Source organism: Flavobacterium sp. CBA20B-1, from assembly GCF_028473145.1.
Classification (GTDB): domain Bacteria; phylum Bacteroidota; class Bacteroidia; order Flavobacteriales; family Flavobacteriaceae; genus Flavobacterium.
Genome location: NZ_CP092371.1, coordinates 20,329 through 42,400, shown reverse-complemented (window position 1 = coordinate 42,400; position 22,072 = coordinate 20,329). Strand labels below are relative to the sequence as shown.

Annotated in this window: 25 protein-coding genes and 2 pseudogenes; 11 read left to right on the top strand and 16 right to left on the bottom strand. The window is 29.7% G+C overall.

Features of this window, described 5'->3' with window-relative positions:
* Positions 1-7: 7 nt before the first annotated feature.
* On the top strand, positions 8-712 hold the full coding sequence (locus tag MG290_RS14610) for a hypothetical protein (protein WP_264563233.1): 705 nt from the start codon (positions 8-10) through the stop codon (positions 710-712).
* 22 nt (positions 713-734) lie between these two features.
* On the opposite strand, the gene MG290_RS14605 is transcribed toward MG290_RS14610, so the two are convergent.
* The gene (locus MG290_RS14605; RefSeq protein ID WP_264563234.1) at positions 735-1,628 is read right to left on the bottom strand and encodes a lytic transglycosylase domain-containing protein; all 894 of its coding nucleotides are present in this window, start codon (positions 1,626-1,628) and stop codon (positions 735-737) included.
* Between MG290_RS14605 and MG290_RS14600 the strand changes: the two genes are divergently transcribed.
* The gene (locus tag MG290_RS14600) at positions 1,629-1,847 is read left to right on the top strand and encodes a hypothetical protein (RefSeq protein WP_264563235.1); all 219 of its coding nucleotides are present in this window, start codon (positions 1,629-1,631) and stop codon (positions 1,845-1,847) included.
* A 433-nt stretch (positions 1,848-2,280) separates the two neighbouring features.
* Here the strand turns inward: MG290_RS14600 and MG290_RS14595 are convergent, their stop codons facing one another.
* The 4 genes and pseudogenes from MG290_RS14595 to MG290_RS14580 form a co-directional block, all read right to left on the bottom strand.
* Positions 2,281-3,075: a cation transporter gene (locus MG290_RS14595; RefSeq protein WP_045972337.1), complete on the bottom strand. Its 795-nt coding sequence runs from the start codon at positions 3,073-3,075 to the stop codon at positions 2,281-2,283.
* Between the two features lie 4 nt (positions 3,076-3,079).
* Positions 3,080-5,251, bottom strand: coding sequence for a TonB-dependent receptor (locus tag MG290_RS14590; protein WP_264563236.1), 2,172 nt, complete (start codon positions 5,249-5,251; stop codon positions 3,080-3,082).
* Positions 5,252-5,337: 86 nt separating this feature from the next.
* A complete protein-coding gene (locus tag MG290_RS14585) occupies positions 5,338-5,586 on the bottom strand; it encodes a hypothetical protein (RefSeq protein WP_319800364.1) in 249 nt (82 codons plus the stop codon).
* Positions 5,587-5,703: 117 nt separating this feature from the next.
* Positions 5,704-6,108: pseudogene (locus tag MG290_RS14580) on the bottom strand (conjugal transfer protein MobB); the annotation flags it as partial.
* Positions 6,109-6,249: 141 nt separating this feature from the next.
* On the opposite strand from MG290_RS14580, the gene MG290_RS14575 reads away from it, so the two are divergent.
* Complete coding sequence (locus tag MG290_RS14575) at positions 6,250-6,480, top strand: hypothetical protein (RefSeq protein ID WP_264563238.1); 231 nt, start codon at positions 6,250-6,252, stop codon at positions 6,478-6,480.
* Here MG290_RS14575 and MG290_RS14570 read toward each other — a convergent pair.
* The 4 genes from MG290_RS14570 to MG290_RS14555 all read right to left on the bottom strand — a co-directional run bounded on the left by MG290_RS14570 (position 6,477) and on the right by MG290_RS14555 (position 7,858).
* Entirely contained in the window at positions 6,477-6,668 is a 192-nt protein-coding gene (locus tag MG290_RS14570; protein WP_264563239.1) for a hypothetical protein, read from the bottom strand. The genes MG290_RS14575 and MG290_RS14570 overlap by 4 nt on opposite strands.
* Positions 6,669-6,749: 81 nt before the next feature.
* Positions 6,750-7,355: an IS3 family transposase gene (locus tag MG290_RS14565; protein ID WP_264563240.1), complete on the bottom strand. Its 606-nt coding sequence runs from the start codon at positions 7,353-7,355 to the stop codon at positions 6,750-6,752.
* A 12-nt stretch (positions 7,356-7,367) separates the two neighbouring features.
* The gene (locus tag MG290_RS14560; RefSeq protein WP_272586471.1) at positions 7,368-7,571 is read right to left on the bottom strand and encodes a hypothetical protein; all 204 of its coding nucleotides are present in this window, start codon (positions 7,569-7,571) and stop codon (positions 7,368-7,370) included.
* Entirely contained in the window at positions 7,571-7,858 is a 288-nt protein-coding gene (locus MG290_RS14555; protein WP_264563242.1) for a transposase, read from the bottom strand. Before MG290_RS14555 ends, MG290_RS14560 begins: the two co-directional genes overlap by 1 nt.
* Before the next feature lie 72 nt (positions 7,859-7,930).
* On the opposite strand from MG290_RS14555, the pseudogene MG290_RS14550 reads away from it, so the two are divergent.
* Positions 7,931-8,383, top strand: a pseudogene (locus tag MG290_RS14550) (IS982 family transposase); the annotation flags it as partial.
* 191 nt (positions 8,384-8,574) lie between these two features.
* On the opposite strand, the gene MG290_RS14545 reads toward MG290_RS14550, so the two are convergent.
* The 7 genes from MG290_RS14545 to MG290_RS14515 all read right to left on the bottom strand — a co-directional run bounded on the left by MG290_RS14545 (position 8,575) and on the right by MG290_RS14515 (position 14,692).
* Positions 8,575-8,898 carry a hypothetical protein gene (locus MG290_RS14545; RefSeq protein ID WP_264563243.1) on the bottom strand — a complete coding sequence of 108 codons (324 nt, stop codon included), beginning with the start codon at positions 8,896-8,898 and terminating at the stop codon, positions 8,575-8,577.
* A gap of 71 nt (positions 8,899-8,969) precedes the next feature.
* On the bottom strand, positions 8,970-9,749 hold the full coding sequence (locus tag MG290_RS14540; RefSeq protein ID WP_264563244.1) for a GLPGLI family protein: 780 nt from the start codon (positions 9,747-9,749) through the stop codon (positions 8,970-8,972).
* A gap of 56 nt (positions 9,750-9,805) precedes the next feature.
* Positions 9,806-10,597, bottom strand: coding sequence for a GLPGLI family protein (locus MG290_RS14535; protein ID WP_264563245.1), 792 nt, complete (start codon positions 10,595-10,597; stop codon positions 9,806-9,808).
* A gap of 70 nt (positions 10,598-10,667) precedes the next feature.
* Positions 10,668-11,012 (bottom strand): hypothetical protein, encoded by a 345-nt coding sequence (locus MG290_RS14530; RefSeq protein ID WP_264563246.1) that lies wholly within the window; start codon positions 11,010-11,012, stop codon positions 10,668-10,670.
* A gap of 203 nt (positions 11,013-11,215) precedes the next feature.
* Positions 11,216-11,563 carry a hypothetical protein gene (locus MG290_RS14525; protein WP_264563247.1) on the bottom strand — a complete coding sequence of 116 codons (348 nt, stop codon included), beginning with the start codon at positions 11,561-11,563 and terminating at the stop codon, positions 11,216-11,218.
* Positions 11,564-11,607: 44 nt separating this feature from the next.
* Complete coding sequence (locus MG290_RS14520) at positions 11,608-11,961, bottom strand: hypothetical protein (RefSeq protein ID WP_264563248.1); 354 nt, start codon at positions 11,959-11,961, stop codon at positions 11,608-11,610.
* Positions 11,962-12,040: 79 nt separating this feature from the next.
* Positions 12,041-14,692: a TonB-dependent receptor gene (locus MG290_RS14515; protein ID WP_264563249.1), complete on the bottom strand. Its 2,652-nt coding sequence runs from the start codon at positions 14,690-14,692 to the stop codon at positions 12,041-12,043.
* A gap of 646 nt (positions 14,693-15,338) precedes the next feature.
* Between MG290_RS14515 and MG290_RS14510 the strand changes: the two genes are divergently transcribed.
* From MG290_RS14510 to MG290_RS14480, 7 genes are all read left to right on the top strand, one after another.
* On the top strand, positions 15,339-15,869 hold the full coding sequence (locus tag MG290_RS14510; RefSeq protein ID WP_264563250.1) for a transposase: 531 nt from the start codon (positions 15,339-15,341) through the stop codon (positions 15,867-15,869).
* 466 nt (positions 15,870-16,335) lie between these two features.
* On the top strand, positions 16,336-17,361 hold the full coding sequence (locus tag MG290_RS14505; RefSeq protein ID WP_264563251.1) for a zincin-like metallopeptidase domain-containing protein: 1,026 nt from the start codon (positions 16,336-16,338) through the stop codon (positions 17,359-17,361).
* A gap of 431 nt (positions 17,362-17,792) precedes the next feature.
* On the top strand, positions 17,793-18,392 hold the full coding sequence (locus MG290_RS14500) for a ParA family protein (protein WP_264563252.1): 600 nt from the start codon (positions 17,793-17,795) through the stop codon (positions 18,390-18,392).
* A complete protein-coding gene (locus MG290_RS14495) occupies positions 18,385-18,663 on the top strand; it encodes a hypothetical protein (RefSeq protein WP_264563253.1) in 279 nt (92 codons plus the stop codon). The genes MG290_RS14500 and MG290_RS14495 overlap by 8 nt, the downstream gene beginning before the upstream one ends.
* Positions 18,647-18,871, top strand: a complete 225-nt coding sequence (locus MG290_RS14490) for a hypothetical protein (RefSeq protein ID WP_163432955.1) — start codon at positions 18,647-18,649, stop codon at positions 18,869-18,871. The genes MG290_RS14495 and MG290_RS14490 overlap by 17 nt, the downstream gene beginning before the upstream one ends.
* Positions 18,872-19,016: 145 nt before the next feature.
* A complete protein-coding gene (locus MG290_RS14485) occupies positions 19,017-20,171 on the top strand; it encodes a hypothetical protein (RefSeq protein ID WP_264563254.1) in 1,155 nt (384 codons plus the stop codon).
* 1,000 nt (positions 20,172-21,171) lie between these two features.
* Positions 21,172-21,969 (top strand): topoisomerase C-terminal repeat-containing protein, encoded by a 798-nt coding sequence (locus MG290_RS14480; RefSeq protein WP_264563255.1) that lies wholly within the window; start codon positions 21,172-21,174, stop codon positions 21,967-21,969.
* Positions 21,970-22,072: the final 103 nt, after the last annotated feature.

Genomic DNA, 22,072 nt, shown 5'->3' with positions numbered 1-22,072 from the left:
ATTGTATATGAAAAAGTTAATCTTATTTGTTTCTGCTGCATTTATGTTTATTTCTTGTAGCGATGATGATTATGCAGTAAAAAATGAAAAATATATTTCTGCTTTAAAAATAGAAAGTTCATTTGCTTCTATTGATAAAAATGAAATCCCTGTTGATTTTACATTTTATTCGACCTCAGATGTTGAATCTGTAACTATAAATATTGATTTTGACGGAGAAGTCAAATTAAATGGAAATATTGTAAACGGTAATTTTCAATATCACATAAATGATGATGTGACATTAACCCCTAATGAGTACGGAAGAACCAAAGCTATTGTTTCTTTACCTGAGCATGGTACCTTTTCAATAAAAGATTTTTACACTATTGAATCAAATGGTCAGCCGTATGTATTTGTAAATAATTTAATTAACCGAGCACCAGAACATTCAAACGGTAAAATTTATTATGAAACAACCGATGGTAATTCATATTCTGTAAATAAAGTCCAGTTAGTAGTATTAAGTGCACAACCATATGAATTTACAATTGATGAAAATAATTCCATCTTAAATTCTTCAACTAGTGTTTTTCAAGGAAGTGATTTATTGTCAACATTCGAGTTAGGACTAAAAGACCAAAACTATGGTTCTAATAGTTTCAAATTTAACTTTGTAAACGGACATGAAGTTGAATATCCTTTTAACTATGTGAAAACTTACATAAAATAATTATTAAAACAAAAGAGCGTTTTCATCGCTCTTTTATTTTGTAATAATATATCCCTTTTGGCAGATAATTTTTAAGAATATGAGGATTACTAAATTTGAATAGTTCATCTTTATTTATGGTTTGATCTTTTTCATTCCGGATAATCTTAAAATCGAAAAAAGAATATTTAAAATATAATGGTTTCATTTGATGCTCCTTATAGAAATTGAAAATATAGTTAATGGCAATAAACGTAGGTACATACGCTTGGGTTTCTTTAGGCATATAAGGGCGTAATTTCCAGTAGTTTTTGGTTTTATAGCTCTTTATTAAAGCTTCAATTTTTCCAGGTCCGCAATTATAAGCCGAGATTGCTAAATTCCAGTCTCCAAATTTATTATATAAATCTTTTAAATAACGTGCTGCCGCATCTGTTGAAGCAACAGGATCATAGAATAAGTCAACATAGTTATCATTATACAATCCGTATTGTTTACCTGTTTCTGGCATAAATTGCCAAATTCCCTTAGCTCCTGCTGATGATACTGCTCGTGGGTTTAAGTTTGATTCAACAATGGCTAAATATTTCAATTCTTTGGGTAAACCATATTGCGCTAATTTTGATTCAAATAATGGAAAATAATAGGTTGAAAGGCCAATTATTTTAGGTAGCCATTTATAAGACAGGTATTTTTTTACATAATAATATGTGACATCATTGTATTCTATATCAAGAGATGTTTTATTATTTAAAAAATAAAAATTCTCTTTATAAATATTTAGTGATAAATTAAAAATATTGTTCGTATTTTCGTTTAGTTGTATACTATTAAGAAATTTGTCATCATTTTTTAAAAAAATGGTATCTTGAGATTGCGAATAGCTTTTTTCTGAGAGGATTATTAAAACGTATATGATTATAATAATCTTTTTCATATGGAAATTAACAAGTTTAGAAAGCAAAATAAATTAACGCAAAAAAGAATCTCTGAAATTCTCGGCTGTCATCATAAAACAATTGCTTATATGGATAAACGAATGGATGAGCATCTTTTTATTCAATATTTAAAAGTACTTCGACAACACGGTTTTGATGTAAATGAATTCATTGATTATCAAATTACTCTTACTGAAAAGTCACCTGAAACCGAATAATCAAATATAAGAATTTTCATTTTGAGGTGTTAAAAAAAGGAGTCTATATTGAGGAATATGTTATATTTATATTTTAAAGTTTTCAGGAAAAAGCTGTATCGGTTGAATACTAAGCTTTTATAAAGATTATCAAAAAAGTCAGGTAACGATTTGGTAACGGTGCTTATTGCTTTGTATTTCAACGTGTTTCCGTTAGCTCAAAGCAAATATACGAATTTTTTGTTTCTCAAAAACAAATAAACATTTTATTCCCTATCGGGATTACAGGACAAGAGAAAAGGGCTTGCAAAGCCCTTTTCACATAATAATGATAGAATAAACTCTGTCTTTCGTCCTTGTTCTTCCGTTTTATTCAAATACGTTCACAACAGCTTAATACCTGTATTTTCATTATCCTGTCTGTTTCTATTAGTTAAAATAGGGAACTTAACGACTACTTTGCCAATTTCAATATTCTATATGCCCCTCTTGCCACTACTACAAATACAATAGCTCCGATAATCAAATCGGGATAGCTCGAGTTTAACCAATTGACCAAAATTCCTGCAACGATAACCCCCGAATTGATTATAACATCGTTTGACGTGAAAATCATCGAAGCCTGCATATGGGCTTCTTTACTCTTGTTCTTTTGCAATAGGTAAAGACAAAGTACGTTTGCTATCAATGCCAAAACAGAAACAATAATCATTGTTTTGAAATCGGGCATCGCTTCTATTCCGATAAAACGTCTGATAACTTCAACAAAACCGATAACGGCTAACAGGATTTGAAAGTAACCTGCAAATTTGGCGATATTGTTTTTTCTTGCAATCGTACCCCCAACAGCAAACAAAGCCAATGCGTAAACGATGCTATCGGCAAGCATATCCAAGCTATCCGCTACTAATCCCATTGAGTTGGAAAAAATACCGAACAACATTTCCAATCCAAAGAAAACGAAATTGATAATCAATACCGTCCATAGTAGTTTCCGTTGGCTATTGCTTGTATCTGTTTCAACAACTGCGTTAGTTTCTTCGGTTGAAATCAGCGTTGTATTTAGGTTCAAGGTTTCCAAAGCTGAAAAAATCGGCTCTGGGTTTCCACTATGGTAAACATTTAGTTTTCTATTGGGAATATCAAATTCCAATGACTTTACCGTATCAAAGTTTTGCAGTTTCATACGGATTAATTGCTCCTCACTTGGGCAATCCATTTTTGTTATATTAAATATGGTTTTATTCATCTTCTTAAAGTCTAAATTTTATTCCTCCGTTAATTACAAATCCGTCTAATGGTGCATAGATGTCTTTAAAAACAGGGTTGGTTATTGTACCTGTATAAATGTTGTCGAAACGTGTCTGTCTTGTATCAAAGAAATTTTCAAAGTTGATGTACAAAGAAAACCGTTCCCAAATTTTTTCAGCCATAAAGCCACATATAACATAGTCTTTTCCTGTTGTTCCGTCATTGAGCTTTTGCGGACTAAAATAATAGGCTTCCAAACCGATTTTCCATTTATCCTCTATTTCATACATAAGTACAGAGTTAATGCGGTGTTTTGGTGTTAGTGGATTTTCGGTATTTGTTCCGTTTTCAATCAATCGGGTATCGGTAAAAGTGTAGCCCAAAAACAATTTAAAATCATCATAACCGATTTTGATATTTGTTTCTGTTCCTTTGGTATGAATGTAGCCCGATGAATTGATGAACTGATATGTATTTGTAGCTATATTTTGAAGCAACAAAGGGTTATCCAAATAGGTGTAAAAGAATAAATGATTTATGCTGAATGTCCAATCATCGCCAATATTAGTACGGTAATTTATATCTGCATTTGCTCCGTAGCTTTTTTCCAATTTATTGGTATTATCGTCAATAGGCATTACGTTTTGATATTGTATGCGTTCGCTTTCTTCTGTAAAAATGGTTGGTGTTTTGTAGCCAAATCCGCCCCCGATACGTGAAGTCAATCCGTTTGCAATCTGAAACAATGCCGATACTCTCGGTAAAAAAACAGCTCCGTAATCTATCACGTAATCCGTTCTTAAACCTGTTTCCAATTGAAGCCAATCCGTAGCCTTAAAAGAATTTTGAAAGAAAGCCCCGAATGTGGTTTGGTTGTAATCTCTCAACGGAAATGCGGTCATCTGCTTTTCTTTAAAATTGTCCGTCCAAATATTAACGCCTGTTACCCATTCTGACTTTTCTTTGCTGTGGGTATAGCTTGCTTCCGTAAAAGTGGCTGTTTGCGTTCCCTCAAACTCGTAATTGGGAATAGCTGTATTGCGGTTAAAATAACTTACGCTGTTCTTTATCTGTACAAAACGGTTTTCGTTTACCGTATGGTCAAAAACAAATTGGGTAGAATAGCGTTGTGTTTTGTTTTCTTCAAAATATTGGTGTGTGTTATCGCCTTTGCCTTTGATGTAAAGCATATCGCCACCCAAACGGTTTTCAATGGTGGTGTTAATGTCGAAGTTCATTTTTGTTTTATCATTGAAGTAAACAAATAATTTAGGGTTCAGTACATACCTTTCAAATTGGGGAATGGCAGAAAGCCCGATTTGTGCAGGGTCATAAGCTCCGTTGCGATTATGCGAAGCAAATATTGTCGTTCCGATTTTCTTAAACTTCTGTCCGTAAAAACCATTGATGTCTAAACCCCTGCCCGATGTTCCGTTTAAATGAAAACGCAAATCCCTTTCTTCCGTTGGTGTCTTGGAAATCAGATTTACCAAACCTGCTATTGCTCCACCACCGTACAGCGTAGATGTTGAACCTTTAATAACTTCAACCTGCTTTAAGTCAAGCGGTGGAATTTGCAACAAACCCAATCCTCTCGAAGCACCCGAATAAATAGGAAAACCGTCTTTTAAAATTTGCGTATATCGTCCGTCAAGCCCCTGAATACGAATACTTGCATTGGCACTTGTGGGCGATGTGGTTTGTACGTGGATGCCTGTGCTTTCTGCCAAAAGCATACGAATATCCCCTGCTTTCATATTGCCTTTTTCGTCTAACTCCTCACTTCCTATAAACTCAATACGTGTGGGGATATTTTGGATAGTTCTTGTACTTCTTGTTGATGAAATAACGATTTCTTCCAAATCTTCCGATTGTTCATAAAGTAGGATTTCAATCGGAGCTGTATCTTCTAACGGAAAATTAAAGCTGTCGGTACGTTGGGCAAAACCGATATAACTAAATTGAATTTCTTGCAAACCGTTTGCAATACCTGTTAATATAATCTGTCCGTTTTCATCGGAAATTGTGGCGATTGTAGTGCCTGTTACTTGTGCGGTTACGCCCATTAAAGGCTCTTTTTTTTCGCTGTCTTTAATTACAGCTTTGAACGTATTTTGTGCATATACACAAAGGTTGAGTGTCATAAAAAATGACACAAAGAGTATTTTTTTCATTGAAAAATAATGCTTAATATTTAATAAATAAGTAATAACGGTGGAAAGCACCGTAACAAATCAGTTTGGGCGGAAAGCACCATATATTAAGCCAATTGTGGAGGATGCCAAATAGAATAAGGAAAGTCTGAAACAGACGGTGCAGGTATTGCACCTGCTTTCTTTACAGGTAGTTGTATAGAGTTTATTGTCGAAAAATAAAAAGAGTCTATTACAAATCCTGTACAGGTATTACACTTGGAAAAAGGCGAGCAACACGCCATTACGCAATCATCATCGTTTTGCTCTTGGCTACTTGTTGTTTGCTGTTCGGTTTCAAGACATTTATCTTCCATAAAGCAAGGTGCGGTCGATAAGACCAACACTAATAATGCTAATATGTATGATAAATACTTCATATTGCAAATGTATTGAAAATATCTTTTAAACCTCTTCCGACAAAGATAATTGTATTACAATCTCCTCCCTTTTTTCTTTTTCTTCTTCATCCGGTTGGCAAACTGTTCTTCTTCGTAATTCACGCTCTGTGCATCGGGTAGCAAGCTGAATAATCCTAAATCGAAATTAGTCGAATGCTCCTGTGGAATAAACTCAAAAAGGTCTTTCGTTGGCAAATCGTCCAATGTATTTGTTTTGGAAACAGGGCTGTTCTGTATTTTTAATTCGGGTTTGTTTCCGTTGTTCCACCAATCGTTGAATACATTAGCTGATAGGTTTCTGTCTAAAGCTGAACCGTTCCAAACACTACGGCTCTCGTGGTCGATAAAAGTTATACCGTAAATCCGTCCGTTGTCGTTTCTGCGAACAACGGTATTAATACCGTGTTCGGTCAATTGTTTTCTAAATTCTATTTCGTTGCTTTTTTCTGCTTTTTACCGCATTACCAAAAAATCATAAAACGGCTGTAAAGCCTTTATTTACAACCATTTTGCCTGTTTTTAATCTTTGATGTATATTTGCTGAAAATTTATTTTAAATAATTTATCAATTTTTCTCTTATGAAAGGAAAGCCTTTTATATTTTTAATTACCATTTTTTTATTAATTAGTTTGTTGGCTTTATCCTTTTTGGATATACCGTCCCTTGCCCAAAACATTATCTATTTTATATTTGGGTTAATTGGAGCTTATTTTATTTTCAATAATTATTTTATGGGAATGAGCGATCAAGAAAAGAAAAACTGGAATATTAATTTAGATTTTTATAAAAAGAAGAAAAGTAAAAACTAAAGATTTATGCTGATTTCATGTAAAGAATGTAACCATAAAGTTTCTGATTTAGCAACTGCTTGCCCAAACTGCGGATTTCCTTTGCGTAAAATTAAACCAGCTGTAAAATCAAAAGAAGGACTATTTTTAAAGTCTATGAATTTTGGTTGTTTTCTTTTTATAATATTGGTAATATTAGGCTTTATCATGGTTTTTAATACGGTTTGGGAGAAGATACCTTAAGTTCCCCTCATTTGTTTAGACCAAAAATATGAGAAGTTAAGTTGAATTTAGGCTGCTTTTTTATATTTCATTTTTGGTTTCTGCATTGCTATTTCTTGATGCCTTCTGTTATGATATCGTTCTAACCAGTCTCTGATTCCTAAATACAATTCTAATCCATTTTCTTTGGGATTGAGATAAATATACTGATATTTAAGAGTTCTCCAAAATCGCTCAATGTAGATATTGTCCAGAGCTCTTCCTTTGCCATCCATCGAAATCTGGATTCCTTCTGATTTTAAGTACTTTGTATATTCATAACAAGTGAACTGTGTTCCTTGGTCAGAATTGAGTATTTTAGGTTTTCCATGTGCTTTTATGGCTTGTTCAACGACTCGGATACTTTCTGAAGCTTCCAAACTGTTGCTCAATCCCCAGCCGACAATATATCTGCTATGGACATCGATGATGGCAGTCATGTACATAAATCCGTTTCTCATAGGAATGTAGGTAATATCCACCTGCCAAACTTGATTAACTTCGGTGATGGATAAGTTTTTTAGCAAGTAGGAATAAATGTATTTATTATCTCCTCTTTGGGTAAGGCTTCTTCGCGGATAGATGGGGACAATATTTGCCTTACGCATCAGTCTTCTCACGCGTTCATAACTCATTGAAAGGCTATTTTAATCTAACATACTTTGCATAGTTAAAACTCCAGCGGTGGGTTCTTCCAAAATGTGTTGATCCATTAAATGCATAGCTCGAAGATTATCTTTGTTTTCCCCTTTTTGGGTATAATAAACGCTTGAGCGGTTAATCCCTAACAGCTCGCATTGCCTGCGGATGCTCATCTTTTTTTCTTTCAAAAGCAATAATCTCATATCCATTACAGACCGAAGCGTTTCAAGTTTTTTTTTAGGAATTCTTTCTCCATTTCTAGTTTCCCAATCTTGTTATAAAGCTCCGAAATTTCGACTTCTGATTCTTTGACCGCCTTTTTTGTGTCAAAAACCTGTGAGGACTTCTCTAAAAACTCCTGTTTCCACTGCGATATTTGATTCGGGTGTAACTCAAATTTTAACGCTAATTCTTGGAGCGTTTCTCTTTCTTTCAAAGCTTCTATTGCTACCTTAGCCTTGAATTCCGACGAAAATTTTCTTCTTGTTTGTTTCATTGTTTTAGACTTGTTTAAAGTTAATATTTTTCAACTTAACTTTTGGTCCAAATTTTTAAGGGTATTATATTATATGGATTCAAGCTTCACTTAATTATTAATGAAAAGGGTGAAATTCTAAGCTTTACTATTACACAAGCCAATTTAGATGACCGTTAACCTCTTAAAAATGAAGGATTTATCAAAGGGATTCTCGGGAAACTCTTTGCAGATAAGGGGTATATCTCTAAGAAAATTGCAGACATATTATTTGTTGATGGTGTTCATCTAATCACACAGCTTAAAAACAATATGAAAAACTGTTTAATGACCTTGTCTGATAAGATACTATTGAGAAAACGTTCTGTTATTGAAACAGTTAACGATGAATTGAAAAATATGTGCCAAATTGAATATTCAAGACACAGATCTATAGGAAACTTTTTTACAAACCTTATTTCGGGGCTAATTGCTTATTCATTTTTTCCTAAAAAACCTTCAATACAATATAATAAATTAAAAACAAATCAGTTAGCAATATTCTGATTAATCGAACTCAGGTTATTAGTAAGAATTTGGTTTGATGTGGCTTTAGCACACAATCTAAGAAAGAAAATTGCCACTTAAGGACAATTCTATGCGTTTTTCAAACGAAATTCATTCGTTGAAAATTTAAACAAATAATAAAGAACCGTCTCAAATTTAATATTGAGACGGCTTCTATTCTGTAGAATTTCTTAATAAAATGAAATTATATACCCAACTTCATATCCTACATTTTGATAAATTTCGGCATGGGCTTTGCCTTGAGAAAAACAATCTACATCATTTTGTGCGAACGATTCTAACTTAACCAATGTTTCAACTCCATCTTTTCGTACTAAAAAAAAGTTGAAACAATTAATGTCTGATTCTACTTCATATAAAAGATCATTAGCTGTTTCAATAATACATGATTCTACTTCTTTTGATATTGAAATGCCATATACAATTTCGTTTGAAGCGTATACTCCTGTGTAACTTGCTAAACCAACAAGTGCTGATAATAAAATTTTTTTCATAATGTAATATATTTATTTGTTAAAAATTCTTTATATAAAGTATATTTAATTTATTAGATGAATATTTATCATTAATCTAACCATGATAAATTAGCTTTAGTTTCAAATTTTTTTTCTTTAGTGTTAAGAAATACATCTTTTGGTGTAGGAGCACTTTTTCCTAAAAATAAAAAATTAAATAAATAATCTTGATATTCTAAATACTCTTTAAAAGAAATTATTTTTAATATTTTTTCTCTAGGTATATACAATTCACTTTCTAGATAATTATTATCTATTTTTTCAGCAATGAAGGTAAAATATCCGTCTTTTGTTTTTGCTTCTAAAATTAATCCTGGTAAGCCATGTAATTTCCATGGTCCATATGGGTAAGGAATAGATGGAGCATACCAAACATCCCAATCATTTCCTCTGAAATTTGTTGTTGCTTTAAAGCACTCTATATTGTTAACTGTTTTAGTTTCTTTCTGTAAATTCCATTTTAACTCATTAAATGTATCGGGAACAGAAAATACTTTCTTACCTAAATCCTCAATAATCTCTATTTTTCTGTTTTTGTAGTCATAAAGAACATAATCATCTGGAATGGTTCTTCCTAATTCCGCTGAAAAAGCATTATTATATCCTTTTTCTATTTGCTCTTTTTCTTCTTTTTTTTTATCATAGTCCCAAATTTGAGCACTTGTATTTTCAACCCAAACTGTTTTTTCATTTTTCAAATCTATAAACAATTTATTTGGTTGCTTAACGGGAATCTGTATATTAATATATTCAGAATAATTTACTTTTAATCTGTTTTGTGCGTTTATATTAATGAAACTTATAAAGAAAAGTAACAAAATCTTTTTCATTTTTAAATATTAAATAGTTTGTTATAAATTTATATTCTTTAATATAATATATCATGTTACTTCATCCATGAAAGGTTTGCTTTAGTTTCAAATTTTCTTTCTTTTTTATGTGCAAATATATCTCTTGCCTGTTTAGGCATATCTTCTCCTAAAAACAACATATTAAATAGAACGTCTTGATATTCCAAATATTCTTTGAACGATAACTCTTTAAGAATTTTATCTCTTGGAACTAATTGATTATTTTCTGGATAATTATATTCTATCTTATCTGCTATTAATGTATAAAATCCGTCTTTTGTTTTTGCTTCTAAAATTAATCCTGGTAAGCCATGTAATTTCCATGGTCCATATGGGTAAGGAATAGATGGAGCATACCAAACATCCCAATCATTTCCTCTGAAATTTGTTGTTGCTTTAAAGCATTCTATATTGTTAACTGTTTTAGTTTCTTTCTGTAAATTCCATTTTAACTCATTAAATGTATCGGGAACAGAAAATACTTTCTTACCTAAATCCTCAATAATCTCTATTTTTCTGTTTTTGTAGTCATAAAGAACATAATCATCTGGAATGGTTCTTCCTAACGAAACTTCAAAAGAATTATCGGGGCGTCTTATATCTTCGTTTTTAGGTTTTTCAATATTTTTTTTGTCATAATTTTCTATTCTAGAACTTGTATTTTCAACCCAAACCGTTTTTTCGTTTTTTAAGTCTATATAAAGTTGTCCCTTTTGCAAAATAGGAATTTGAACATGTTTATATTCGGAATAATCCACTTTGATACGTTCTTGTGCAGTAACGGCAAAAAGGCTAAAATAAAATAAAATAAAACATATTATTTTCATAATGTGAGATTTAAAAAATAGTAATTAGCAACTTATAATTAAGTTGCTAATTACTTTGATGTTTAATATATTAACCACTATAATTGTTGGAATAATCACTTACAACATATCCTGCTAGTTCAAAAAGTTGTTTTTGCTCTTGTCCTTTTTGTGAACAAGCTTCCGCAGATGAAGTTGTTGTTTTTGAATAATGTTCAGATGGGAGACCTTCTTTATCTGTAAAAGTAAACCTTGTGAAACAGTTATATTTTGGATCAAAATCATTAACTGATTCGGTTGTTGAATTTAAATTAGTTATTAAATTACTAAATTCATATTCTACTGTATTAACAGTATTAGAAACAATTTCATTTGAAGCATAGACCCCAGTGTAACTTGCTAAACCAACAAGTGCTGATAATAAAATTTTCTTCATAATATTTAAATTTTTTACATTAAAATAATTATTCTTAATTGATTACCCATGTTATAGCATTTTGATAAAGTATATTATAACAGATATTTCAATAAGTATTTGAAATAGTACTAAAATTATTTTTTTAAAAAGAAAAAATTAATTTTAATGATAATTAAACTTGGTTATTATTTAGTTAAAATAGATTCAATTTTTGTTAAAATCTATTCGATGTTAAAAGAATTATTATAATGTGTAATTTCAAACCCAGCGGCTTCATATAACGAAGCAAATTGCAAGCCCCTTTCTATACACTCATCTGCATTTGATGTATTAGTATTAAGGTTTACTTCTGTTTGCAATCCTTCCTTATCTTTAACTCTGATGGTAGTACGACAATTATAACTAAATTCTAAGTTGTAATTTTCAGTAAAAGCTTCAATTTTTAAGGTTTCAATTGGAAAGTTTAATGTTTCAACTGTATTAACAGTATTAGAAACAATCTCATTTGAAGCATAAGCCCCAGTGTAACTTGCTAAACCAACAAGTGCTGATAATAAAATTTTCTTCATAATGTAATATATTTATAATTAAAAATAATAATTTTAGTTGATTACTACCAACCATCTTCTCCGTAATGAATACTATATTTATCAATAGTATATCCCCAAGATCTTAAGTCGTCTAATTTTTCATTTATAGCTCTAACACAATCAGAATAACTCTCATAGGTGCCAATAGGCATCATTGTTTTGGAATGCTGAAAACCATTTGTATCAGTCCAAAAAACAGAATAAACGCAATTATCAAAAAAAATTATTTTTTCAGAATGCTCAAAAGATGATACCTCAAAAGAAATATCATTAAAAAATAAGTTGCTTTTTAAATCTAATTGGATTTCTCCGTTAGAAGCATAAGTTCCAGTGTAACTTGCTAAACCAACAAGTACTGATAATAAAATTTTCTTCATACTATAATATATTTATTAATGTTAACTAAAATTTGTAAAATATTTTTCTAAAAATAATAAAAAAAAATAATAATACAAATTAAAATCTAAATTTGATTGAAAGTAAAATATACCGGTTGACTAAGGAGTATGTAGATGTTGTATAGCCGATGTCAGAAATACGATAGGTCGAAAAGTTTTTTTTATTCAATAGATTATTACCCCGTAATGTAATTGTATATTTATCATTTATATTGTATGACGTTTCAAAATCAATAAAAAGATGGTCTTTATTATTATTCTCTAGGTTTCCAAAATGATAGTGCTCTCCTAATATTTTAAAATTAAATTTTCCCAATAGATAATATAATTCTAATACATTAAAATTATTATTAAAATTATTAATAAAATCTGGAGATTCTACTTTATCAAAAGTAAATTCTGAACTCATAGAAAAGTTAAAACCAGTACGATAATTTGTTCTCCATTGAAAATTATAGTTTTGGGAATAATAAATGGTTTTTCGTAATCCTGAATTGTTAATTACATTAAAAGATTTAGATATTCTATAGTTCCCACCAAAACTAATTGTGCTTTTCATAAAATATGGTAAATAAAATTGCGATTTTATTGAAAATGAATAAGTATTACCCCCTTTCATTAAAATAGATTCTGATAGATTATTATTTTGGTTTAGTATACTTCTTGTTGATAAAGTATTATTCTGCTTACTATAATCTAAACCAAATGTAATATTGTATCTTGAAAGATAATGATTGTAAGTGTATCTTATATTAGCAGATTGAAAATCTGTTAACTGAAAATTTCCTAATCCTTTAGAAAATGATCTTGATGAACTAAGTACGTACGTGTCATTTACATTGATTACTGGAATATTTGAATAGTTTAACATGTAAGCCGCAATTAGTACTTGTGTAGGGGTGATATCCCATCGAAAACTAATTGAAGGATTTATGTAAAATGGGTTTTGCGATTTATTTGATTTTAAAGATTCAAATCTATTAAATAGTTGATGAGCATCTCCACGACCTGTAATTTGAAAATTAGTCCATTTCCAAGTATAACGACTTCTAATATAAAAATCATTTGTAGAAAATGAACTATCAGTCTGAAATTCATTTGGACGAATACTTGAGTAGTTATTAAATAATTGAAAATTAGTATTAATTATATCTTTATTATATTGATAACCCACTTGAAATTCAATTAAATCATTATTTTTCTGCTTTAATTTAAAATCTGCTTCAATTCCAGAAAAGGTCTTTTGATTATCAATATTATTGTTCATAGCATCTGCATCAAATGAAAATAAATCTCCCAATAGATAATCATCTACAGCATAAAATTGCGGAATTTTATTTGAAAAAAACCTTCCTTTTATAAGTACAACATTTTTATCTTTCCATTTATGAGTATAGGTTAACTTTTGATCAAAAAAACTATTTTCAGTTTCCAAACGTTCTAATGTATTTTTTTTATTAAATGTTAAATCATTATAATTATTTATTATCCCCTTATTAAAGACAGAACTAACTTGTAGCATATCATTTTTAGAGATATCGTAAGTAGTTAATAAATTTATATATCCTTTTTTTAAGTGACTTTTAAATCTGTTCATTTCAGAATTTTCGAAATAAGTATTTCCAACAGAAGTTACATTTAATCTATTATTAAATGCATAGTTTTCATCCAATCCCAAAAAACCGACAAATTTCACTTTTAATACTTCTGTTAAGGGAATAATTGTACTTAATGATATATTTTCCGCGTTATTTATTCTAGTTCGCTCATCCTTTAATTGACCTGCACGACTTGCGTCCAATCCCATTATTTTATTTAGATTTTTACTTCCAATTGATTCTAGGTCATTATTATTAAAAATCATATCTTCTATTGAGCCTACTTTGTCTAAACCAATATTATTTAATCCATAATTAAGAAAGTTTTTATATTTTTTACTAAAATTCATTAAATTTCCACTAACATCGTAACGGTTTTCTGAAACTAAGCCATAACCCATAGAAATATCTCCAAACCAAATATCTTTATATTTGTCGTCTATCGTAAGGTTTAACGCCACCTTATTTGATTCCTCTATTCCTTTTAGAAGTTTATTATTAGAGTATCTTCGTAATATCTGTACTTTATCAAGTGGCTTATTGGGCATATTTTTTGTTAGTAAAGAATACCCTTTATTAAAAAAATCATCGCCATCAACCATTACTTTTTCAATTTCAATACCTGCAAATTGAATTTTACCATCTTTTTCAACTGTAATTCCCGGAATGTTTTTTAACAAATCTTCCACAGTTTGTTCTCTACCGGTACTAAAATTTTTTGCATCATAAGAAAGAGTGTCCCCCATTTGTTTAATCGGATTTTCAATTTCAATGACTAAATCATCTAGCAATTCACTAGTTTCATTTAACACAAAATCTAGTTGATATTTTTTATTTTTTTTATCAACAATAAGATCTTTTTTTTCTTTTAAAAAACCCGCTTTATTTACTTCTATTATAAACGATCCACTTGTTTCAATATCTATACTGTAATCCCCACTATTATCAGTAAAGCTAAAACTAATAATATGCCCCTCAGTGTTTTTGCATACTACTGATGCATTAAAAATGGGATTCTCATTGAAATCTTTAATTTTTCCAACACATTTAGTTTGTGCGAAAAAATAATTTGATAATAGACATATAAATAGAATTACAATTTTTCTTAGCATAAGATATCTTTAAATTGATTTTATTGTTAAAAATAAATGAATTGGAATATAATATATATTTTTCTACTATAAAACTATTCTGATAATATTACTTTAATAAATTTTATAATTAATTAAAAAATAAATTTATAACCAACATAAGCTGGTTTATAATAAAGATGATTTTTGTAAACAGAAAACCACCATTATAAAATAGTGGTTTTTCTTTTATATCTATCATTTTTGTCGTTTACAGTATTTGTTTACTATATTTGAAAATAGCATTTTTGTAAACTTTTGTTATTATTGTACACTTATAAACTTCATTTGTAAATGAAATTTGGATATGTAGATAGAGTGGATAAAGTGAACCAGTCGCAGCGGATAAAAGTGTGCAGATTAGTCTTGCTTTTGGCAATATTATGTGCTTTTTGCACAACTCAAATATAAATAAAAATCGCATCTTGTTGCATGCAAGAACGTAAAGATTTTACCTTAGAACTTTTTTATTAATTAAGCCTAGATGGCTTGGTTCCAGCAGATAACTTTTATAGGTGCATAAATCAAGAGTTAGATTTACACTTTCTGTATAACTCCACAAAAAAAAATATTACGGTAGCCAAGGTCAGAAAAGTCTATACCCTGTGGTTTTTTTAAGATTTTGTTAATGAAAATTGGTGAAGTTTTACCAGATGTAGGTTACAGTAGTGGTATGAGTTTGCAATATTGTGAGCACAAAAAATTGGATGCCTGGATCCCTAATTTTGAAAAGTACCCCCCGAAAAGTTTTTTTTTAATACAGAAGAAAATCGATATGAATGCGTTCAGGAAGGAGGGAACAAGGCTCATTTGCCTTTTAAATGAACAGCAACAACCTCTTTACGACAAAATGCATAAAAAACTGATCCGAAACAAAGCGTATCACCGCAGATTGGTTAAACGTCGATCAAGCACAGTGGAGCCAGTATTAGGTACGTTGATCAACTTTTTCAATATGAAGCGCATCAATAGTCGTGGGATGGCTCAGGCAAACAACCATGTAGTAATGTCAAGTTTATCGGATAACTTGAAGAAACACTTGCGTTTTATATTTAAAATACTCCATGTTTTAGCCCAAGTTTTCTCCTTAAAACAAGGTAATAGTTTGGTTTTTGTAAAACCTGTCCAACCCAACGTAAAAAGGTTCAGTTTTAGTTAATCATTCTACGATTGAAATTAGTGTGTTTATCCTATTTAAAAAGGAAAGTTGTTAATGTTTTAATTAATTCTTTTTGCTTGGTTTTTACTTGTTCTATCATAATATTGAAAATAGCTTCTTCCCTTTTTATGTCACTCTATTCGGAGGTGTCGCCGTATATGATTTTCTTGTTGCAAAATTATTGCCTATTCCGCTTTATAAAAATCTATTGAGGTTTCTACTTCTTAAGAACTACATCAATAGATATCACCTTAAAATCGTCAGTATTTTCAGGAAAAATAACGCCAATTTTCAGTTTATCTATCTTGTATTTCTAACTCGCAGACACTCCTAAATATATTTACCAGTCGAATCCATTTGTCAGCTTCATTTCTGTAGCGGCCAATGGATTTTTCCTTTTATAAATCGTTCTGTAGTCAATAGTTCTATTTCGCACAGAAAAGCCATAAGCGACAACTCACGAAGAATGATTAATAAAAATTGTAGAACTATTAAATATTATTTTATTATGGAAACAAATGTAAAAACTCCCCAAGCAAAAAGAACCGTTAAAACAACAGAAAAGAGCCAAGCTCAAACTACAAAGAATAATTATAACGATTTGTTCTTTAGTTCAATTATTGAACAACTGGAAAACGTAGAAGAGAAACATTGGCAACATTTTTTAAAAGAAAATGTATCTTTTATGCCTGCTAACAGACTTTCTTTACAATCTTACACACGATTAAACCAATTTATATTGGCACTTGATATGTTGATTAATAAGCGTTCAAATTGCTATTATGCGACTTTTAATCAGATTACTAAATCAAAAGGCAAAATTAAGAAAGGTTCAAAGTCATTACCAATACAATACTTTAGTTATGATATTAGACATAAAGAAACGGAAGAACGTATTCAACTTGCTGATTTTAAGGCTTTAGATAGCACAAAACAAAAAGAATATCGAGTAAAAAGCTTTATGAAGTATTATCGTGTATTTCATACGGATAACATTGAAAATATAAATGATTGTGAGTTTCCTATTATTGCTGATGTTGAACTCATAGAACTTGATGATTGTGCCGAAAATTTTATTAATGGTTTAATTGAAACCAAAAATTTATCATTACAACATTTAGTACAAGGCGAAGCGTATTATACTCCTGGAAAAGATGAAATTCATTTACCCAAACCGCAGTATTTCAAAAATAAGGGTGCATATTATTCAACTGTTTTTCATGAAATTATTCATTGGACAGGACATAAAGACCGATTAAACCGTTTAGACCAAGATTTTGAAGACGGTAGAAATAAATATGCTTTTGAAGAATTGGTTGCGGAATTGGGTTCGTTATTGTTTTCGTTAGAATTCAATTATTCAGAGCAGTTTATTAACTCAATTATTTATTTAAAAAGTTGGTTAAAGCATACAGCCGAAGAGAAAAAACATCAAATTTTAGAAGAGGCTTTTAGTTATGCGAACAAAGCAATAAATTACCTTAAATTATAACCCTTTTACGCCTTTTAAAATAATAAAGGGCGTAAAAATTCGCCCCTTCGGGGCGGATTGAATTATTTAGTGAAACCTTATATTCGTACCTTAATATTTTTCTTACCCACCCACCCTATTTCAAAGTTAAATTTCTATCGACCTCCTTTAATACTTTACACTCGGAAAATATTTCCTTGTTGTAAATAATTAAAGGGTACATTCACAAAACAAATCCTCTTTTAATCGGATTAGTTTTTAGTTGTTCTTTATACGATAGAAATTAGTGTGCTTAACCCTTTTGATATAAGGTATTTATAAAATATTATTTCATACATTTTTAATAATATATAAATATATATTTATATCTAAATATATTAATATTTAACTATACAAATATTTGTATATCAATATATTTTGTTTTATTTTTGATAAAAATTAATAGATGAATTATGGCTAAGATCATTTTATTTACTCATCAAAAAGGTGGCGTTGGGAAAAGCACATTATCTTACAATGTTGCAAATTTACTCAACCAAGACGCTAAGGTTGGTTTAATTGATTGGGATTATCAAGGTACTTTACTCCAAGTAAAAGACTTAAATGACCAGCTGACATATATAGATGTAGATCGTAAAATTAATAAAATCCCACATGAAGATTTCGATTTCATTATTATTGATACACCCCCTTACCTATTTGAAGAAATTCACTCTTTAGTACAACAAGCTGATTTAATTGTAATACCAACGCAAGCGAGTATCAATGATCTATTAGCTATTGATAAAACCGTTCAGATTATTAAAGATAACAATGCTGTAGATCGATCTTTAATCGTTTTTAATAGAATTAAAGCTAATTCATCACTTAAAGATAGATTAACTGAGAATTTTAATGAGTTGGATGTTCCTATTGCTAACACAGTAATCAACGACTATGATGCAATTACTAATAGCATTGTAACCAAAGGAGTTGAAGGGAAACACAAAGCAAGTAATCAACTTCAGAATTTGACAAGAGAATTAATGATTAAACTTTTAAGTAATGGCTAATAAAAAAGTAGATTTATCTGCATTAGTAAATCAGGTAAAAAAAACGCAAGTAGAAACACCAGTACAAAAAGTGGTGCCGGTACAAAAACCTTCAACGTCTGAAAAAGGATTATATGTAAAAGTTCCGAGTGAAATGATCACATTTCTTAAAAATAAAGCTTCTTTGATTGAAGGAATGACGGTGAAAGAATTGATTAATACTGCATTAATAAACGTTTATGAGGAAGAATATAATGAATTCTTAAAGCGTTATCATGGAAAAGTCAAATAAAGTATATGTAGTAAATGTGAAGCTCTTAAATGGTAACTGGGTTAAGTATCGAGCTGTACAAGGATCAGCTGGAGTAAAGCGGTTGGTTAAGTATTTTGATGAGCATTTTGTAGGAGAAAATAAATGGTTATTCTGCAATGTATATGAGAAAGAAAGCCAACAACAAGTTGCTAATTATTTAAATGGTAAAAATCCTACCAGACCATAAAAAAAAGAGGAGCCGAAGCCCCTCTTTCGGAAACAAAATAAATTTTGTTTTCCTTTTCGTGTTTCAAATATACGATTAAATTTTATTTGTTCACTGAAATAATTATTAAATTACAGCACTTTAACCAGTAGAAAAGTTACAAGTTATGAATGAGGAAGAAAAAGACAATAAAGTAAAAGAAACCTTTAGCAGCAATAAGATAGCTGATAAGGTTAAAATTTCAAATGAATTTTATAGAGATCTATTTTTCCAAGATGTTAAAGGCAATTTCATTGTTAAAGAATCTATGCCTATTGAGGCAAATCGTATAATTATTAATATTCTAAATGTTCTTAGAAATAGGCAATTTCAATATGGTGTTTCAGATGATAGTTTTCAATTAGATTTATTTAAGAAAACTTATTTAGAAGATGATGAATCATATGCTAAAATTGTAATGCGTACTTCAGATATATCTAAATCCCGTAATTTAGAATTAACTAAAAAAGGACTACAATTTTTAGTTAATTATAAGCAAGAATGGCATACAGTAAAGTATATTAATTCTAAAGGTGACATTGAAAAAAAACAATTTTATGGTGGTTTAATTATTGATCCAACTATTTATAAAGGACAAGTATCTTTCTATATTAATCCTTATTGGTTTAAAAAGATTGTTGCTTTAGCCAATTATAATTACGTTCTCTATTCTTTAGTTTATTCTGTAAAATCTCATAAACAATTCTTATTTGCACTCTGGTTAAATACTCTTAAAGAAGACGGAACCAAGGTTACCTTAGAGTATATGAATAGAACCTGGGGGATTAATTATAAAGATTTAAGAACGCTAAAAAAGGGCTTTCTAGACCCTATTAAGAAAGTATTAGATAAATCATCGTCTTTTTCTTTTAATAGCTCTGTAAGTGGAAATTTTATAGGTATAACTAGATATCAACTTAAATCCATTGGTAGTGGCGCAGCAGAATCTATAAATTTATCAAGTCAGGACAATCAATTCAAATTATATAAACTTTCTTATATTAAGAAAAGACATAACCTGACTAAAAAAGAGTTAGAGCATATAGAAAAAATATTTGATATGGATTTTGGTGCAAAGTTTCTTTTTAGCAGTGCATATAAGAATCTGGTTAAAAAATATAATACAGCAAGAAGAAAAGATAACAACAATCCTTTAATTACTGATATTCCTTTTTCAGCATTGTTAGATGAAATTCAAGAAGAAGTTATTTCTCTTTATTCTGCGACGAAGCATGCTCAAATATCCCCTAAGGGTTACCCAATATTTAATGCTCCTTTGTAGGAGCATTTTTTATTATTATCGAGATTCCACTACCCACCAGGATAAAAGACTACTAATAAATCAGGGAACTTCTCTTTTAAATTTCGAGATTCCACTACCCATAATAAAAAAAAATCTATAGAATTTAAGTCGAGTTTGTAGTACTTACGTAGTTTCAACTAAATTATTTTTTATTAATATTATCGAGATTCTACTACCCACCATTAAAAAAGATTATTATTAAACCAAGGAAGTACTCTTTTAAATTTCGACATTCCACTACCCATTACTATATAAGCACTCTGATATATAAAGATAACTTAATATATATTTCGACATTCCACTACCCATATTGTATTAATATGTTAGCTATCATTACTTTATTAATATGTATTCATACAATTGAGTATATATTTATACCGTTTATACTAATATACCTTATTTATTTATCGTATCTTTATATGAGTTACTAATTCAAAATCGATATTTCACTACCCAAAATTCAATAAAGAACAACTATTTTCTTTTATTTCGACATTCCACTACCCATAATTATGCATTTTATCCATTTAATATTCGACATTCTACTACCCATCAAACTTTTTTTGATTTTAGAGTCAGTTTTTAAGGTAAAATATCGAGATTCCACTACCCAAAAATCGACATTTCACTACCCACGTGATTTTATTTCGACATTCTACTACCCAAAAATCGAGATTCCACTACCCATTTAATCGACATTCTACTACCCATATCTTCGAGATTCCACTACCCAAAAAAGCCTAAAACAAAGAGTGTAAAACATTAATAAACAATGTTTTATAGCTTAAAAAAACGATTACTTAAAATTAATATTAAAATTAATATTAAAATTAAAATAAGAAACGTTCAAAATTATATTCCCATTTTAAAAGGAATTTTTTTAATAGTTTACCCATTATTGATAAAAAAGTCCGAAAAGGAAAGACGATATTTCACCAGTGCCCGGCGAATTTTTGTAAAAAACAGCTAATTTTATAGAATGAAACGAGTTGGTACATGTCCCATTTGCAACAAAGGGCAGCTTTTAGAGTTTGAGGATAAATTTCAATGTAATTTTGTTGAAAACAATAAGCAGTTGTGTAATTTTTTTATTTATAAATCTTATTCGAAAAAAATTATTACTCCAGAAATGCTATTTGACTTGCTTCACAATTACGAAACAAAATATTATTCAGATTTTGTGGACGATAAAGGCGAAAAATTTGAAGCTGCATTAAAAATTGTACACGGTTATATCAATTATAAGTTTCGAAATCAAATTGTAGATGATCTTAGATGTATTAATTGTGATGGCGAAATTCTAAGAACAAAGCAAGGTTGGGGATGTGAAAATTATTTTAACCGAAAATGTGGAATGTTTATTTACCGTTCTTATAGTGGAATTACAATGACTGAAGATAATGTACGATTATTAGTTACTGGCAACTCAACTCCTTTTTTAAATTTTACTTCAAAACAAGGCATTCATTTTCAAGCAAAACTTTTTGTAAATGACAGTACTTTTCAAGTCCAATTTGATTACTCTTTAGGAGATTGTCCGAAGTGCAGCGGTACTGTATTGAAAATGGAGAAATTCTTTGGCTGTACTCATTACTTATCAGATATTAAATGTGATTTTATAATTTGGCCCTCTATTTTTGGCTATAATTTATCTTTTGATGATATCGAGATCTTACTTAGAGGAGATCAAACTGATATTAAATCTTTTAGATGGAAAGATAAAGAATTTCAGGGTAGACTTTCATTAGATGAAAACTTTAAATGCAAAGTGTTATAATAACTTACTTGTTATCACATATCTAAAAACATATATGTATAGTAATATATATAAATAGAAATATATAAAAGTATATATATATTTAAATATAAAGATAGCTTTA

Bases quoted from the DNA above. Each gene is read 5' to 3' on its own strand.
- MG290_RS14610 (WP_264563233.1), top strand. From the start codon at position 8: ATGAAAAAGTTAATCTTATTTGTTTCTGCTGCATTTATGTTTATTTCT.
- MG290_RS14605 (WP_264563234.1), bottom strand. From the start codon at position 1,628: ATGAAAAAGATTATTATAATCATATACGTTTTAATAATCCTCTCAGAA.
- MG290_RS14600 (WP_264563235.1), top strand. From the start codon at position 1,629: ATGGAAATTAACAAGTTTAGAAAGCAAAATAAATTAACGCAAAAAAGA.
- MG290_RS14595 (WP_045972337.1), bottom strand. From the start codon at position 3,075: ATGAATAAAACCATATTTAATATAACAAAAATGGATTGCCCAAGTGAG.
- MG290_RS14590 (WP_264563236.1), bottom strand. From the start codon at position 5,251: ATGAAAAAAATACTCTTTGTGTCATTTTTTATGACACTCAACCTTTGT.
- MG290_RS14585 (WP_319800364.1), bottom strand. From the start codon at position 5,586: ATGGAAGATAAATGTCTTGAAACCGAACAGCAAACAACAAGTAGCCAA.
- MG290_RS14575 (WP_264563238.1), top strand. From the start codon at position 6,250: ATGAAAGGAAAGCCTTTTATATTTTTAATTACCATTTTTTTATTAATT.
- MG290_RS14570 (WP_264563239.1), bottom strand. From the start codon at position 6,668: ATGATAAAGCCTAATATTACCAATATTATAAAAAGAAAACAACCAAAA.
- MG290_RS14565 (WP_264563240.1), bottom strand. From the start codon at position 7,355: ATGAGTTATGAACGCGTGAGAAGACTGATGCGTAAGGCAAATATTGTC.
- MG290_RS14560 (WP_272586471.1), bottom strand. From the start codon at position 7,571: ATGGATATGAGATTATTGCTTTTGAAAGAAAAAAAGATGAGCATCCGC.
- MG290_RS14555 (WP_264563242.1), bottom strand. From the start codon at position 7,858: ATGAAACAAACAAGAAGAAAATTTTCGTCGGAATTCAAGGCTAAGGTA.
- MG290_RS14545 (WP_264563243.1), bottom strand. From the start codon at position 8,898: ATGAAAAAAATTTTATTATCAGCACTTGTTGGTTTAGCAAGTTACACA.
- MG290_RS14540 (WP_264563244.1), bottom strand. From the start codon at position 9,749: ATGAAAAAGATTTTGTTACTTTTCTTTATAAGTTTCATTAATATAAAC.
- MG290_RS14535 (WP_264563245.1), bottom strand. From the start codon at position 10,597: ATGAAAATAATATGTTTTATTTTATTTTATTTTAGCCTTTTTGCCGTT.
- MG290_RS14530 (WP_264563246.1), bottom strand. From the start codon at position 11,012: ATGAAGAAAATTTTATTATCAGCACTTGTTGGTTTAGCAAGTTACACT.
- MG290_RS14525 (WP_264563247.1), bottom strand. From the start codon at position 11,563: ATGAAGAAAATTTTATTATCAGCACTTGTTGGTTTAGCAAGTTACACT.
- MG290_RS14520 (WP_264563248.1), bottom strand. From the start codon at position 11,961: ATGAAGAAAATTTTATTATCAGTACTTGTTGGTTTAGCAAGTTACACT.
- MG290_RS14515 (WP_264563249.1), bottom strand. From the start codon at position 14,692: ATGCTAAGAAAAATTGTAATTCTATTTATATGTCTATTATCAAATTAT.
- MG290_RS14510 (WP_264563250.1), top strand. From the start codon at position 15,339: ATGAAAATTGGTGAAGTTTTACCAGATGTAGGTTACAGTAGTGGTATG.
- MG290_RS14505 (WP_264563251.1), top strand. From the start codon at position 16,336: ATGATTAATAAAAATTGTAGAACTATTAAATATTATTTTATTATGGAA.
- MG290_RS14500 (WP_264563252.1), top strand. From the start codon at position 17,793: ATGGCTAAGATCATTTTATTTACTCATCAAAAAGGTGGCGTTGGGAAA.
- MG290_RS14495 (WP_264563253.1), top strand. From the start codon at position 18,385: ATGGCTAATAAAAAAGTAGATTTATCTGCATTAGTAAATCAGGTAAAA.
- MG290_RS14490 (WP_163432955.1), top strand. From the start codon at position 18,647: ATGGAAAAGTCAAATAAAGTATATGTAGTAAATGTGAAGCTCTTAAAT.
- MG290_RS14485 (WP_264563254.1), top strand. From the start codon at position 19,017: ATGAATGAGGAAGAAAAAGACAATAAAGTAAAAGAAACCTTTAGCAGC.
- MG290_RS14480 (WP_264563255.1), top strand. From the start codon at position 21,172: ATGAAACGAGTTGGTACATGTCCCATTTGCAACAAAGGGCAGCTTTTA.